The sequence below is a fragment of the Azospirillum sp. Marseille-Q6669 genome (assembly GCF_965111635.1).
Window position 1 is genome coordinate 726,197 of sequence record NZ_CBCOOP010000002.1, and the last position, 14,091, is coordinate 740,287.

The window sequence follows — 14,091 nt, forward strand, 5'->3', positions numbered from 1 at the left end:
GTCTTGTGGTGAGCGGTTGATGTAAGGAGAAGGTTCGCGGCCGAAGCGTTCCGCCCGCAAGGAGGGACCCCCGACCCCGGACCGCGATCCGAACGAACGGACCATCATGGACAGCGCCAACCAGCAAACCGGCGACGGACCGAACGGCGCCGCTCCGGCCGCCAACCCCGCTCCCAGTTCCACTCCGCCGGGCCACCCCCCTCAAGCCAACCGCATGCCCGCCCTCGTCCTGGGGGCGCTGGGCGTGGTCTACGGCGACATCGGGACCAGCCCGCTCTACACCATGCGGGAGTCCTTCACCCACACCGGCCTGCCGCTCGACGAGCCGACCATCCTCGGCATCCTGTCGCTGGCAACCTGGGCGCTCATCATCGTCGTGACGCTGAAATACGTCCTGCTCGTCATGCGGGCGGACAACAAGGGCGAGGGCGGCGTCCTGGCCCTGGGCACGCTGGCCCACCGCGGGCTCAGCTCCAGGGCGGGCAACCGCGCCATCATGGCGCTGGCGATCCTGGGCATGGCCCTGTTCTACGGCGACAGCCTGATTACCCCGGCCATCTCGGTGCTGAGCGCGGTGGAAGGACTGAAGGTCGTCACCCCGGCCCTGTCCCCCTACATCGTCCCGATCACGCTGGCGGTCCTCACCCTGCTGTTCCTGTTCCAACGGCAGGGCACCGGCCGGGTCGGCATCTTCTTCGGCCCGATCATGGGGGTGTGGTTTGCCACGCTGGCGGTGCTGGGCCTGATGCAGGTGCTGCACTGGCCGGACGTTCTGCGCGCCTTCAACCCGCTGTATGGGGCGGTGCTGTTCGTCGACCATGGCTGGGTGGCCTTCCTGACGCTGGGCGCCGTGGTCCTGGCGGTTACCGGAGCCGAGGCGCTTTACGCCGACATGGGCCATTTCGGGCGGGCGCCGATCCGCATCGCCTGGCTCTACCTCGTCCTGCCGGCGCTGCTGCTGAACTACTTCGGGCAGGGCGCCATGCTGCTGCACGAGCCGGAGACGCTGGAGAACCCCTTCTTCCATCTGGCGCCGGACTGGGCGCAACTGCCTCTGGTCCTGCTGTCCACGGCGGCCACGGTCATCGCCAGCCAGGCGGTGATCTCCGGTGCCTTCTCGCTGACCCGGCAGGCCGTGCAGCTCGGCTACCTGCCGCGGCGCGAGATCCGCCACACGTCCGAGCATGAGGTCGGCCAAGTCTACATCCCGCGCAACAACTGGCTGCTCCTGGTCGGCGTGGTGATCCTGGTGATCGGCTTCGGGTCCAGCAGCAATCTGGCCGCCGCCTACGGCGTGTCGGTGACGGGGGCCATGGCCATCGACACCATCCTGGCCGCGGTCGTGGCATGGCGGCTGTGGCGCTGGAATCCCCTGCTGGTCGTCGCGGCCTTCTCCATCCTGTTGGTGATCGACTTGGCGCTGTTCGGGGCGACCCTGCTGAAGGTGCCGGACGGCGGCTGGTTCCCGCTGCTGATCGCGGCGGCGGTCTACACGCTGATGACGACATGGCGCCGGGGCCGCCGCATCCTGGCCGAGCGGCTCTACGCCGACGCCCTGCCGATGGACCTGTTCCTGCAGCGCGTCACGCCGCAGTCGCCGCAGCGCGTCGCCGGGACGGCCGTCTTCATGACCGGCAACCCCGACGTCGTCCCCCACGCCCTGCTCCACAACATCAAGCACAACCGGGTGCTGCACGAGCGGGTGGTCGTCATGACCGTGATCATTGAGGAGGTGCCACGTGTCTCCCCGGACCGCGCCGTCCTGGTGGAGAAGCTGGGCAAGGGCTTCTTCCGCGTGGTCCTGCGCTTCGGCTACCTGGAACAGCCGCACATTCCCCGGGCGCTGGAGCGGTGCCGCCGCTTCGGTCTGCATCTGGATATGATGGAGACGTCGTTCTTCCTGGGCCGCGAGACGCTGATCCCGTCGCGGTCGACCGGCCTGCCGGGTTGGCGCGAGCCGGCCTTCATCCTTCTGTCGAAGACGGCCCTGTCGGCGACGGAATTCTTCTGCATTCCGCCAGGCCGCGTGGTCGAACTCGGCACGCAGGTCGAGATCTGACGGTCAGTCCCGCGCCACGATGGGGGTGAGGCGGAATCGGGCGGCGGCGCTTTCAAGCCGCCCGTCGCGCTTGACCGCAGCGACGAACCGATTGACCCGGTCCAGCCACAGCGGGTCCCCCGGTGCCACGGCGTAGGCGTAGGGCGTGGTCTGGATCGGATTTTCCGGGGCGATCAGGTGCGCCCACTGGTGAAAGGCGAGCATCCGCTGACCATAGGGGTAATCGGTGAGAAAGGCGTCGGCGCGTCCCGACTGGACCTCCTCCTCCCGCTCCAGGGGACCGGAGACGATGCGGACGCTGGCCTTGCGGAAGGCGAGGCTGGCGTAGTCGTCCATGAGGGTGCCCTTCTGAACCGCCACCACCATGCCGTCCTGGTCCAGGTCGTCCCACCGCAGGATGCGCGGGTGCGTCTGGGAGGATACGGCGTAGATGCCGCTGCGCAGGTAGGGCTGGCTGAAGGCGACCTTTTCGGCACGAGCCGCCGTGACCCCGATGCCGAACATGCCGATGTCGCATCGGTCGCTCAGCAGATCGGCGACGAAATTCGGAAAGCCGCTTTCCACGAAGCTCACCCGCGCGCCCAGATCTTGGGCGAAGGCCCGCGCCATGTCGATGTCGAGGCCTTGGAGTTCCCCGCTGTATGAGCTGCGGAAGGAAATGGCGTAATAGTCCGGCCAGATGCACACGCGCAGCAGGCCGGTGCGCTGCACCCGGTCAAGCCGGCCTTCCGCCCGGACCGGCGCCGCTCCGGACACCAGGAACACCGACTGGAGCGCCGCGTGAAACGCCAACGCCGTCAGTGCGATGGAAAGACGCCGCACGACCTCGGACCCCCGAACCATCTCAAATGACCGCGACAGGATAGCACTGCACCCTCGTGAAACACAGCGCATGCTTGCGATTCGCCTGCCCGCTGTTAAGATTCGCGGGACATCAGCACACCTCACGGAGCCACGCGTGATGGCCAAGCTTGCCCTGTTCCAGCATCGGGGCGCCCTTCTCGCGTTGGCCTTCTTGTCGGTGATGGCCCTTGTGTTCGAGGTCGCCTACGACGTCCACGCCGACCGCGCCCTGGCGTTGAAAAACGCGGCGGAAAACATCGATGATTTGGCGAGTGCGCTGGAGGCCTCGGTCAGCCGAACGGTCCAGGCGGTGGACGTGACGCTGGCCTCGGTGGGTGAGGCGGTCAGCATCGGCAATCTGCTGCATGGCCAGCCCATGGAAGGCCGGGAAGGATCATCGCCCCAGCTGCTCCAGGAACGGTTGCGCCGGTCGCCGCATCTCCGCGGCCTGTCCGTGCTCGACCGCCGGGGCGTTCTGGTGGCGACCACGGAAGATCCCCGTCTGCTCGGCTCCTCCTTCGCGGAGATGGATCTGTTTCGCAGCCAACTGTCCGGGCAAAGTCAGGGTCTTTACATCGGCGCCCCGGTGCGCGGACGGTTTCTGGCGCCGGCTGGCGCTGCGGACGACCGGTCCGGCAAGTGGGTCCTGCCGATGAGCCGGGCGATCCGTGGAGCGGATGGGACGCTTCTCGGCGTCGCCGTCGCCTCGGTCAATCCTGAATATCTGCAAAGCATTTTCCGTGCGGTGCGAAACGGGCTGCACGGCACGGCGTCGCTCTACCGTCGGGACGGATTGCTTCTGGCCCAGCTTCCCCAGGACGGAACGGACGGCATCGGCACGCCGATGGCCGGGGCGGAGCTGTTCCGCGTCCATCTTCCCATGTCGGAAGGCGGCGTGTTCCACGAAACCGGCCGGGACGGTCAGGAGCGCATCACCGCCTACCGCGCCACGCCGCTCTGGCCGTTGGTTCTGGCGATCAGCCGCAGCGAGGACGAGGAGCTGGCGGGTTGGTGGACCAACCAGATGGAGATTGCCGGGATCGCGCTGGGCGCCAGCCTGGTCATCCTGCTGTTCGCCACCGCGCTGACCCTGCTGCGCCGCAAGGACGCCCAGCTCGAAGACGGCAACGCCCGTTTCAACGCGCTTCTGGAAACCGCCGTCGAGGGCATCCTGACGGCGCGGTCGGATGGCGTGATCGAGACCGCGAACACCGCGGCCCACCGCATCTTTGGCTACCCGCCTGGCAATTTGATCGGGCGTCATGTGCAGGAGTTGATGGAGCCGCAGCACCACCCGACCCACAACCGCGTCATGAAGGCCATCGCCGCCGGTGCCCACCGGATCGGCCCGAATTACACGCGGGAGGTGAACGGACTGCGGATGGATGGCGAGGTGTTCCCCCTCGACCTGTCGCTGGCCGAAGTGCAGACGCAGCATGGCATCCTCTTCGCCGCCTTCTTCCGCGACATGTCGGAGCGCAAGCGGGTCGAGCGGGCTCTGACCGAGGCCAAGGAGAAGGCCGAGGCCGGGCAGCGCAGCAAGATGGAATTCCTGGCGACCATGAGCCACGAGATCCGAACGCCCATGAACGGAGTGATCGGCATGGCCGGGCTTCTCCAGGAAACCCACCTGGACGAGGAGCAGCGCGGCTACGCCGACACTATTCGCGACTCCGCGGAATCGCTGTTGACCATCATCAACGACATCCTGGACTTCTCCAAGATCGATGCCGGGCGCCTCACCTTGGAGGTGTCTGACTTTGAAGCCGTGCCGCTGGTGGAAAGCGTGGTGGAACTTCTGGCTCCGCGCGCCACCGCCAAGGGCCTGGAACTGGCTTGCTACGTCCCGCCGGCCTTGCACGGACCTTTGCGCGGCGATCCTGGACGCCTGCGCCAGATCCTCATCAACCTTGCCGGCAACGCGATCAAGTTCACCGACCAGGGCAGCGTGACCATCGTGCTGTCGGTGGAACAGGACGCCGCCGCCGCCGGGGCCGATGACCGAGCGGAACCGGGTGATTCTGTGATCCCGGCCCCGCAAGAGACCCCGGTGACCATTCGTTTCGAGGTGAGGGACACTGGAATCGGCATCGCTGCGGCGGACCACAAACGTCTCTTCACGATGTTCAGTCAGGTGGACGGGTCGTCGGCCCGGCGCCACGGTGGAACGGGTCTCGGCCTCGCCATCTGCAAGCGGCTCACGGAACTGATGGGCGGGCGGATCGGCGTTCACAGCATGCCCGGCGAGGGCAGCGTCTTCTGGGTCGTCATTCCGTTGTGGCGCGGCGCTCCGACGGACGCCGCATCGGCGCCGCAAGCGCCGGGCGTCTGGGCCGGGCGGCGCATTCTTCTGGTGGATGATCTGGCGGTGAACCGCGACCTGCTTGCCCGTCAGCTCGCCGCCATGGGCCTGGAGACCGAGTCCGCTGCAACGGGAGAGGACGCCCTTCACCGGCTTCTAAGGGCGCACGCGACGGGCCGGTCGTTCGACGCCGCCATTCTCGATCATTGCATGCCGGGCCTGACCGGTCCGGAGTTGGCCGCTCGCATCCGCGCCGTACCGGCTCTGGCCGAGCTGCCTCTGGCGCTGGCCACCTCCCATCGCATGGGCGAGACGGAGGAGGAAGCCGCCGTCGTCGACGTGCGGATCGCCAAGCCCATCCGGTCCACGGCGTTGCGCACCGCGGTGTCGCGTCTGTTCGCCACGCGGGTCCCCGGGGCTGCGCAGCCGGATACGGGTCCCGCCGGCAAGCCGGACGTCTCACCGCCACCACCATCACGCTTGGGCGGGCCTTTGGCCGTACCGACACCACCCGGCGCCCCATCGACCGGCTCGGCCCGCCGCCGCATCCTGGTGGCGGAGGACAATCCGGTGAACCTTCAGGTCACGCTGGCCTTGCTGCGCCGGGCCGGCCACGCGGTCGATTCCGTGTCGAACGGTCTGGAGGCGGTCAACGCCGTCGCCGCCCTGCCCTACGACCTCGTCCTGATGGACGTACAGATGCCGGAGATGGACGGTCTGGCGGCGACCCGGGCGATCCGCCGGATGGGTGGAACTGCCGCCCGTGTTCCCATCGTCGCCATGACGGCCAACGTTATGGAAGGCGACCAAGCCATCTGCCTGGCTGCAGGGATGGATGATTACCTGCCCAAGCCCATTGTGGCGGACCAACTCCTGCATACCGTCGCGCGATGGAGCAGCCTTCCGCGAGGAAGCGGCCCCACCCCCCGGTATCCGTCGCCGGAGACCGAGATCCCGCCGCCGCGCATTGACCACGCCAAACGCCAAGACTTGCGCGACGCGCTTGGCGACGAAGGATTCGGCCTGTTGATGGACACGTTCCTTCGCGAAGCGCCGGACCATCTCGACCGGCTGAGGCGGGGTGCCCAGGACGGCGATTTCCGGGCCGTGGAACGCGAGGCCCATATCCTCAAGGGTTCCGCGGGGAATGTCGGCTTCGCTCAGGCCTCCGCGCTGGCCGGCGGACTAGTCGCCGCGGCCCGCCGCGGGGATGCCGCCGGCATCGGCAGGGATCGCATCCAGGCTTTGGACGCCGCACTCAAGGACGCCGAGCGGGCCTGCACACCGCCGGACGATGTGCGGGCCGGGCTGGAGATGACGGGGCTGCCGATGGACGCGTCCGCAGACAAATAAACACGCCCGGAACCACCCTCACGCAGCGTCGGGGCGCCCACCGCCGATCCTCAACGCTGCCCGCCGCAAACGCGCGCGACGAAATTGTCGATGTCGCCGTTCAAGGTCACGGCGCGGCGCGCCAACTCGCCAGCGGAGGACAGGACCTGGCTGGCGGCGGCGCTGGCGTCCTGCGCGCCGGAAGACACGCTGGTCACCGCGTCGGCAACGGTGCGCACGCCGGCCGACGCCTCGCGGATGGAGCGGCTGATCTCGTCGATGGCCGCGCTCTGCTGTTCGGCGGCGCCGGCGATGCCCACCGCGATCTCGTCGATGTCGTGGATCATGCCGCCGACATGCTGGATCACCGCCGCCGTGTCGCGGGTCACCGACTGGACCTGGGTGATCTGCGCGGTGATGTCCTCCGTCGCCTTGGCGGTCTGGTTGGCGAGGTTCTTCACCTCTGTCGCGACCACGGCGAATCCCTTGCCGGCCTCCCCGGCCCGCGCCGCCTCGATCGTGGCGTTGAGGGCCAGCAGGTTGGTCTGGCTGGCGATGTCGTTGATGAGTTGCACCACAGCGCCGATCTGATCGGAGGCGGCCAGCAGGGAGCGGATGGTGGCGTCGGCTTCCCGCACCTTCTCCACCGAACTGCGGGCGAGATCGGCGGTGCGGGACACGCCCTGGGCCACCTCGCCGATGGCTCCTGACACCTCGCCGGTCGCCGCGGCCACGCCGTCCACATTCGAGGACACCTGCTCGGCCGCGGAGGCCGCGGAGAAGGACTGCTCGCTGGCCGTGGCGGCGGTCGCCGTCATGGCCGTGGAGGACGCTTCGAGTTGGGCGGCGCTGGCCGACAGGCTCTGCGCCACCTCCTTGATGTTGGCACCGATGCGGGTCGCGCTCTCGACGAACTCGCGGCTCTTGCCGTCCATGGCCGCCAGCCCGTCGTTGATCTGGCGGGCGTAGGCGCCGAATTCACCGACCATGCCGGTCATCACGATGCGCCGGTAGTATTGCCCCTCCGCCGCGTGCTGCATGGCGGCGTTGGCCTCCTTGCCGAAGGATTCGACGCGGTCGAGCAGGCGGTTGATGGTCCGCAGCATGTCCGCGATCGGGCTGGCGCCATGGATGTTCAGGATGCGTGGCTGAAGGTCACCCTTCTCGGCCGCGGCGATGACCGTGCTGGCCTTCCGGATGGTCCGGTTGGTGAGCACCAGCCAGCGGATCGCGGCAAGACAGGGAAGAACCGCCAGCAGGCCCAGCAGGGCGGCGGTGGCGTCGCCGGCGGCGAGACCATACACCGCCTGTGCCCCCGACAGCAGGGCGGCCAAAGCGGTGGCGGCGAGCGATTTAGAGACTGAAGACAAACTCGTCATAGCTCGTGCCCTTGTCGCGCAGGAGTTTTTCCAGCATGGCACCGGAGGCCGCCATGGCCGCGTTCCGGTCGGCGTGCCGCGCCTCTTCCGCCCGCAGCGCGGCGTAGAGGCCCGCCGCCGCGTCCACCGCGGAACGCGCCGGCACCCGCCGGCTCGAATGGTAGCCGGTGACGGTCCGCCCGTTTCCGCTGTCCGGATTGCCGAACACCGGAGTGACATGGGCGAACACCCAATAATGGTCGCCGTCCTTCGCCCGGTTGATCACATAGGCGAAGATTTCGCTTCCGGATTCGATGCGGGTCCACAGCAACTTGTAGACGCAGCGCGGCATGTCGGAATGGCGGACGATGTTGTGCGGTTGCCCCAGCAGCTCCGCTTCGCTGTAGCCGCTGATGCGCAGGAACACGTCGTTGGCGTAGGTGATGCGCCCCTTGAGATCCGTCTTCGAGACGATGATCTCATCGCGGTGAAAGGTCCGCTCCTGCCCGGTCAGGGTACCGTATGTGCCGCCCGTGCCGACCGCCATGACCGTCCGCCTTTCAAACGCCGGTGAACGCAATCACCTGACAAACAGGTCACCAACCCAACCGTTGGTAATATCTTCTGCCCTCGACTCATAGCGTACGTAATAATTGGATGGCTTTAAAAACGAGCGGCGTTCGGCTGCGACAAATTGTACCACGTGCGTCACGCGCAAAAACGGTTGAATCGGAGCGAACAACACGGAGTCCGAAGGGAAAACACAGCATAAGCCACGAAGCGGATTGGATCGATGCTCTCCCGAAGATGGTGGATCACATGCCCGGTTCGTAGACCACGACACGATTCCGGCCTTCGCGCTTCGCCCGGTAGAGAGCGAGGTCGGCCCGGTGGATCGCCTTTTCCAGAGTGTCGTAGGAACCGTCCAGTGCCGCGATGCCGATGCTGCTGGTCAGATGGAAACGGCCTTCCGGCCCAGGAATGGCCATGCGGGACAGATGGCGGCGCACCCGTTCCGCGACCACGCGGGATTCCTCTGCGTTGGCGCCGGGCAGGACCACCACGAACTCTTCGCCGCCGAGCCGGCCGAGAATGTCGTATTCGCGCAGGATGGCCTGACAGCCGCCGGCCACCATGCGCAGGGCGTCGTCGCCGGTGGCGTGGCCGTAGCTGTCGTTGATGCGCTTGAAATGGTCCACGTCCAGAACGAAGACCGACATCGGCTCGCTGAAGCGGTGGGCGCGGGCCAGTTGCGAGCGCGCCAGCTCCATGAAGGACCGCCGATTGTAGATTCCCGTCAGCGGATCGCGGGACGCCATGTCCCGCAGCGCCTCTTCCATGTTCCGGCGGTCGGTGTAGTCGTAGATCCAGGCGAGATTCACCTGAACGCCCTGGATCACCGCCTGGTTGACCGTGAACAGCGTCCAGAATGACGATCCGTCGGCCCGGCGGAACTGCACCTCCATGTTGGTCACCGACCCGAAGGAGCGCAGGCGATCGATCACCCGCTCGCGCTGGTGCCGGTCCAGGTAATAGTCGCGGGCTTGCCGGCCGATCAGATCCTCGCGCTTCAGACCGATCAGTTCGGCGAAGCGGGTGTTGACGAAGATGATCTTGCCGTCGTCGCGGCGCGATACCGACACGCCGATCGGGCTCTGCTCCAGGATCGCTTGAAGCCGCTCCTCGCTGGGCAGCCCCTCGGTCAGGTCGTGGATCACGCCGACGATGCCGCCCAGGTTTCCGGTGCTGTCGCAGAAGACGGCCTTGGTCAGGCTGGACAGGCGGGTGGTGCCGCCGACGAAGGGAACCGCCTCCTCGTAGCTGCGCTGGCCCCAATTGAGGGTCAGCTCGCGATCCTGGTCGGCGTGCGCCTTGGCGATGCGCGGGTCCATCACGGCGAAGGCGGTCTTGGCGACGATGCTGCCGCGCTCCAGGCCGGTGTAGCGTTCGAAGGCGTCGTTGCAGTCCGTGTACTCGCCGGCCGCGTTCTTCACGAAAACGGGAACCGGCAGCGTCTCGAACAGCACCTCCTTCATCAGGAGCTGGTCACGCAACGCCGCTTGCGCCTGCCGGTGGTGGCTGACATCGGTGTAGACGCGCAGTGACTGCCGCTCGCCCAGCGGGCCTGTGGTTGGACCGACCGACTCAGCCACCCAGACGGCTCCGCCATCCTGGCAGCGCAATCGCCGTTCCCCCGGCGCGTCCGGCAACGCCGGAAGATTGGCATCGTCGGGCTCCAGCGCCGCGAGGTCGAGACCGGTCAGGCCACCGGGAGGGTAGCGCAGCAGACCGTGCAGGGCCGGGTTGGCGTAGAGGATGGTTCCTGCGTCCGTGGTGACGCAGACCCCCGTCGGCAGCGTGTCGAACACACGCCACAGCGCCACACGGGTTTCCTCCGCATCCCCAGAAGAACTCATTGAACCAACCGAATCCAGCATGGCCCCCACAGCGTCATGGAAGATTCTTGCGCCACGATAGGGCAAACAAAGAGTACGTTAGCCGATGCGCGTTTTTGCCCCTGTGTGCCATCTTGTCGCGCTATGGTGGTGATCGCCTATCCTGAGCGCAAAATCTATCGGTTTTTGAACATTCCGCACGCCGTTGCCACACGGTCTTCCGTCAGCGTGTCCACCGGCAGGCCCAGCCTCAGCCACCCCTGCCGATAGTCGAACCGGCGCACCAGCACCCCGGCCCGGCCCAACTCATTGTAAAGCCCGGCAGACTGTGGATCGTCTATGAGACGAAAGAGTGACGTGCCTCCGGCGACGCGCACCCCGGCCTCCACCAACCGGGCGTCGAAGCGGGCCGCCGCGTCGGCCAGACGGCGCCGCGTGGCGGCGATCCACGCCGAATCCGACAGCGCCGCTGTGGCGACCACCAACGCCGGACCCGACACCGCCCAAGGTCCCGCGGCGGCATGCACATCCCGGACCAGGGCCGACTCGCCGAGCAGGAAGCCGAGCCGCACCCCGGCCAGCCCGAAGAACTTCCCGAAGGAGCGCAGGATGACCAGCCCGGCGCGCCCGGCCTCGGCGGCCACGCTGCAGTCCGGGACGACCTCGGCGAAGGCCTCGTCCACCACCAGCCAACCGCCCCGCGCCGCCTGCCGATCGGCCAGCGCCAGCAACGTTTCGGGCGGGACGATGCGGCCGTCCGGGTTGTTCGGGTTCACGACCACCACCACGTCGGCGGCGCATTCCTCCAGCGATTCCACTTCGGCCACGCGATGTCCGGCCTTGGCCCAGCCCGCGGCGTGCTCCGCGTAGGTCGGCCCCAGAACGGTGACCGTCCCCGGAGGTCGCAACCGCGGCAGTGTCTGGATCAACGCCTGTGAACCGCCCGCGGCGGCGACGCGGTCCGGCGACGGCGCGCCGTAACAGGCCGCTGCGGCCTCTCTCAGCGCGGTTTCGGCGGAGCGGCTCGGCAGGCGCGCCCAAGCCTCGGCTGGGATGGGCGGCAGCGGGTAAGGCCAGGGGTTGATGCCGGTGGACAGGTCCACCCAAGGTTCCGGCGCCCCGGGAAAGGCCGCCCGCGCCGCGTCGAGGTCGCCGCCGTGGATGATCTCACCCTGAGCGATCCTCTCCTGGACGATTCTCCCATGGACGATCCTCTTGGACCCCGCCGCCGATTCCGCCATCATCCCGCCCCTTCCCTTCCCCCAGAGGATTCGATCCCGTGGAGCTTCATCCGTCCGTGCTCGCCGCCGCTCTCCTCATCGAGGCCGCCGCCGGCTATCCGGACGCACTCTACGCCCAAATCCGTCACCCGGTGGTGTGGATCGGGGCGCTTATCGCCCAGCTTGACCGCGCGCTCAACCGGGAGCGCGACTCCTTCGCCGTCCGCAAGGCGGCGGGGGTGCTGGCTCTGCTCGTCCTGCTGCTGGTGGTGGGCGGTGCAGCGTCGGCGGTGGCCGGATTGTGCCGGCACCTGCCGCTCGGCGGCCTCCTCGAAGCGGCGCTGGCCTCCACCCTGCTGGCGCAGCGCAGCCTGCACGACCATGTCGCCGCGGTCACCGCCGCCTTCCGCGACGGCGGGCTTGAGGCAGCGCGCGAGGCGGTGTCGCGCATCGTCGGCCGCAACCCGGCGAGCCTGGACGAGCATGGGGTGAGCCGCGCCGCCATCGAAAGCCTGTCGGAGAATTTTTCGGACGGGGTGGTCGCCCCGGCCTTCTGGCTGCTGGTCGGCGGCCTGCCGGGAATCGCGCTCTACAAGGCGATCAACACCGCGGACAGCATGATCGGGCACCGCACGCCCCGGCACGAGGCTTTCGGCTGGGCCGCGGCGCGGCTGGACGACTTGGTCAACCTGCCCGGCTCCCGCCTGTCGGCGCTGCTGATCTGGGTGGCCGCCCGCTTCACCGCGGGGGCCGACGCCGCCGAATCCTGGCGTTCGGTGCGGCGCGATGCCCACCGCCACCGCTCTCCCAACGCCGGCTGGCCGGAGGCGGCGATGGCCGGAGCCCTCGACCTCCGGCTCGGCGGGCCACGGGTCTATGGCGAGGTTCGGATCGAGGACGCCTGGATGGGGCCGGGCCGCACCGCCGCCACCGCGCAGGACATCACCAACGCCCTTCACCTCTATCGGCGCGCCTGCATCGCCCTGGTGGCCGGCGCACTGCTGCTGGCGCTGACGCTCTGACCGCACCAAAGGAAAAGGGGCTCCGAAGAGCCCCTTTCCTGTTCAAACGACCCGGCCTCAGGAGACCCGGCCTCAGGCGACCCGAAAGTTCTTGAACTGCCAGGGATCGTCGTGGTCGACATCCTCGGGGAACAGGCGCTCGCGGTCCTGCAGCGGAGTCCAGTCGCCATAGGCGCCGACCAACTCGCCGAGATAGGGCTTGGCGATCTCCAGGATGCGCTGGAAGTCGATCTCGTCCGGCTCGACGATGCCGCGGTTGGGATTCTCCAGTGCCCAGACGATGCCGGCCAGAACCGCCACCGTGACCTGCAGGGAGGTCGCGTTGTTGTAGGGCACCAGGGCGCGCGCCTCGTCGATGCCCAGGCGGGAACCGAACCAGTAGATGCCCTTCTTGTGGCCCATCAGCAGCACGCCCAGCTCGTCGGTGCCGCTGACGATCTCGTGCATCATCAGGCGCTGGCTCGGCTGCATGTACCAATTCTTGCCGGCCAGCTCATGCACCGACTTCACCGCGTCGTCGCAGGGGTGATAGGCGTAATGCACGGTCGGGCGGTAGGTGACGTGGTTGCCGTCGCGCTGGGTGTAGTAGTCGGCGATGGAGATCGCCTCGCTGTGGGTGATGAGGAAGCCGTGGAACGGCCCCTCCAGCGGGGTCCAGGTGCGCACGCGGGTGGAGGCGCCGGGCCGCATCAGATAGATGGCGGCGTCGCAGCCGAACTCGTGGCGGCGGCCATCGGCCGGGAAATGCTTCTCGTGGCTGCCCCAGCCGAGTTCGGTGGGCTGGCAACCCTCGCCGACGAAGCCGTCGATGGACCAGGTGTTGACGAACTCGCCCACCTTCTTCGGCTCGTTGGAGACCTGGGTGTCGCGCTCGGCGATGTGGATCACCTTGACGCCCAGCTTGGCGGCCAGGGCGCCCCAGCCGGCGCGGTCCTTCGGGACCTCCGTCGATTCGCCGGTGTCGGCGGCGACGTTGAGCAGCGCCTGCTTCACGAAATGCGAGACGAGGCCGGGGTTCGCGCCGTGGGTCAGAACGGCGGTCGGTCCGCCCTCATAGGCGGCGCGGTGCGACAGCGCGGTCTCACGCAGGGCGTAGTTCGTGCGCAGCGACGGCGACAGGGACGGGTCGGTGTAACCGCCGGCCCACGGCTCGACGCAGGTGTCGATGTAGAGCGCGCCGACCTTGTGGCAGAACTCGAACAGGGCGACGGACGACACGTCCACCGACAGGTTGACCAGGAAATCGCCCTTGCCCAGCATGGGCTCCAGCACCTGGACGTGGTTCTCCCTCGTCAGCGGCAGGTTGATGAATTTGACGCCAAGCTCATCCGCCTCGGCATGACCGCGTTCCTCGGCGGTGACGATGGTGATCTGGTCCTTCGTGATTCCGATGTGGCGCAAAATCAGGGGCAACACTCCCTGGCCAATCGATCCGAAGCCGACAATGACCATGCGGCCGGTGAAGGTGATGTGCTTGGTGTCCAGGGTCATCTAAGACGGTCCCCCGTGGTTGGCGTGACAGAAATACAGCCCGTCACCCTCGCGCCTCTTGCAAAGGC

At 67.7% G+C, this 14,091-nt stretch carries 9 protein-coding genes; 3 read left to right on the plus strand and 6 right to left on the minus strand.

Going from position 1 to position 14,091, the window contains the following annotated elements:
- Positions 1-106 precede the first annotated feature (106 nt).
- Positions 107-2,059, plus strand: coding sequence for a potassium transporter Kup (locus ACWPXE_RS14725; RefSeq protein WP_454018423.1), 1,953 nt, complete (start codon positions 107-109; stop codon positions 2,057-2,059).
- A gap of 3 nt (positions 2,060-2,062) precedes the next feature.
- Here the strand turns inward: ACWPXE_RS14725 and ACWPXE_RS14730 are convergent, their stop codons facing one another.
- Entirely contained in the window at positions 2,063-2,881 is an 819-nt protein-coding gene (locus ACWPXE_RS14730) for an ABC transporter substrate-binding protein (RefSeq protein ID WP_454018424.1), read from the minus strand.
- Between the two features lie 139 nt (positions 2,882-3,020).
- Here ACWPXE_RS14730 and ACWPXE_RS14735 point away from each other — a divergent pair, with 139 nt between their 5' ends.
- Complete coding sequence (locus ACWPXE_RS14735) at positions 3,021-6,557, plus strand: response regulator (protein ID WP_454018425.1); 3,537 nt, start codon at positions 3,021-3,023, stop codon at positions 6,555-6,557.
- Positions 6,558-6,607: 50 nt separating this feature from the next.
- Here the strand turns inward: ACWPXE_RS14735 and ACWPXE_RS14740 are convergent, their stop codons facing one another.
- From ACWPXE_RS14740 to cobD, 4 genes are all read right to left on the minus strand, one after another.
- Complete coding sequence (locus ACWPXE_RS14740; RefSeq protein ID WP_454018426.1) at positions 6,608-7,915, minus strand: methyl-accepting chemotaxis protein; 1,308 nt, start codon at positions 7,913-7,915, stop codon at positions 6,608-6,610.
- The gene (locus ACWPXE_RS14745) at positions 7,890-8,441 is read right to left on the minus strand and encodes a PAS domain-containing protein (protein WP_454018427.1); all 552 of its coding nucleotides are present in this window, start codon (positions 8,439-8,441) and stop codon (positions 7,890-7,892) included. The genes ACWPXE_RS14740 and ACWPXE_RS14745 overlap by 26 nt, the downstream gene beginning before the upstream one ends.
- A gap of 268 nt (positions 8,442-8,709) precedes the next feature.
- Positions 8,710-10,278: a diguanylate cyclase gene (locus tag ACWPXE_RS14750; RefSeq protein WP_454018428.1), complete on the minus strand. Its 1,569-nt coding sequence runs from the start codon at positions 10,276-10,278 to the stop codon at positions 8,710-8,712.
- Positions 10,279-10,466: 188 nt separating this feature from the next.
- Positions 10,467-11,534, minus strand: a complete 1,068-nt coding sequence (gene cobD / locus ACWPXE_RS14755; protein ID WP_454018429.1) for a threonine-phosphate decarboxylase CobD — start codon at positions 11,532-11,534, stop codon at positions 10,467-10,469.
- Positions 11,535-11,569: 35 nt separating this feature from the next.
- On the opposite strand from cobD, the gene cbiB reads away from it, so the two are divergent.
- On the plus strand, positions 11,570-12,532 hold the full coding sequence (gene cbiB, locus ACWPXE_RS14760) for an adenosylcobinamide-phosphate synthase CbiB (RefSeq protein WP_454018430.1): 963 nt from the start codon (positions 11,570-11,572) through the stop codon (positions 12,530-12,532).
- A 72-nt stretch (positions 12,533-12,604) separates the two neighbouring features.
- Here cbiB and ACWPXE_RS14765 read toward each other — a convergent pair whose 3' ends face one another.
- Complete coding sequence (locus ACWPXE_RS14765; RefSeq protein ID WP_454018431.1) at positions 12,605-14,023, minus strand: homospermidine synthase; 1,419 nt, start codon at positions 14,021-14,023, stop codon at positions 12,605-12,607.
- Positions 14,024-14,091 lie beyond the last annotated feature (68 nt).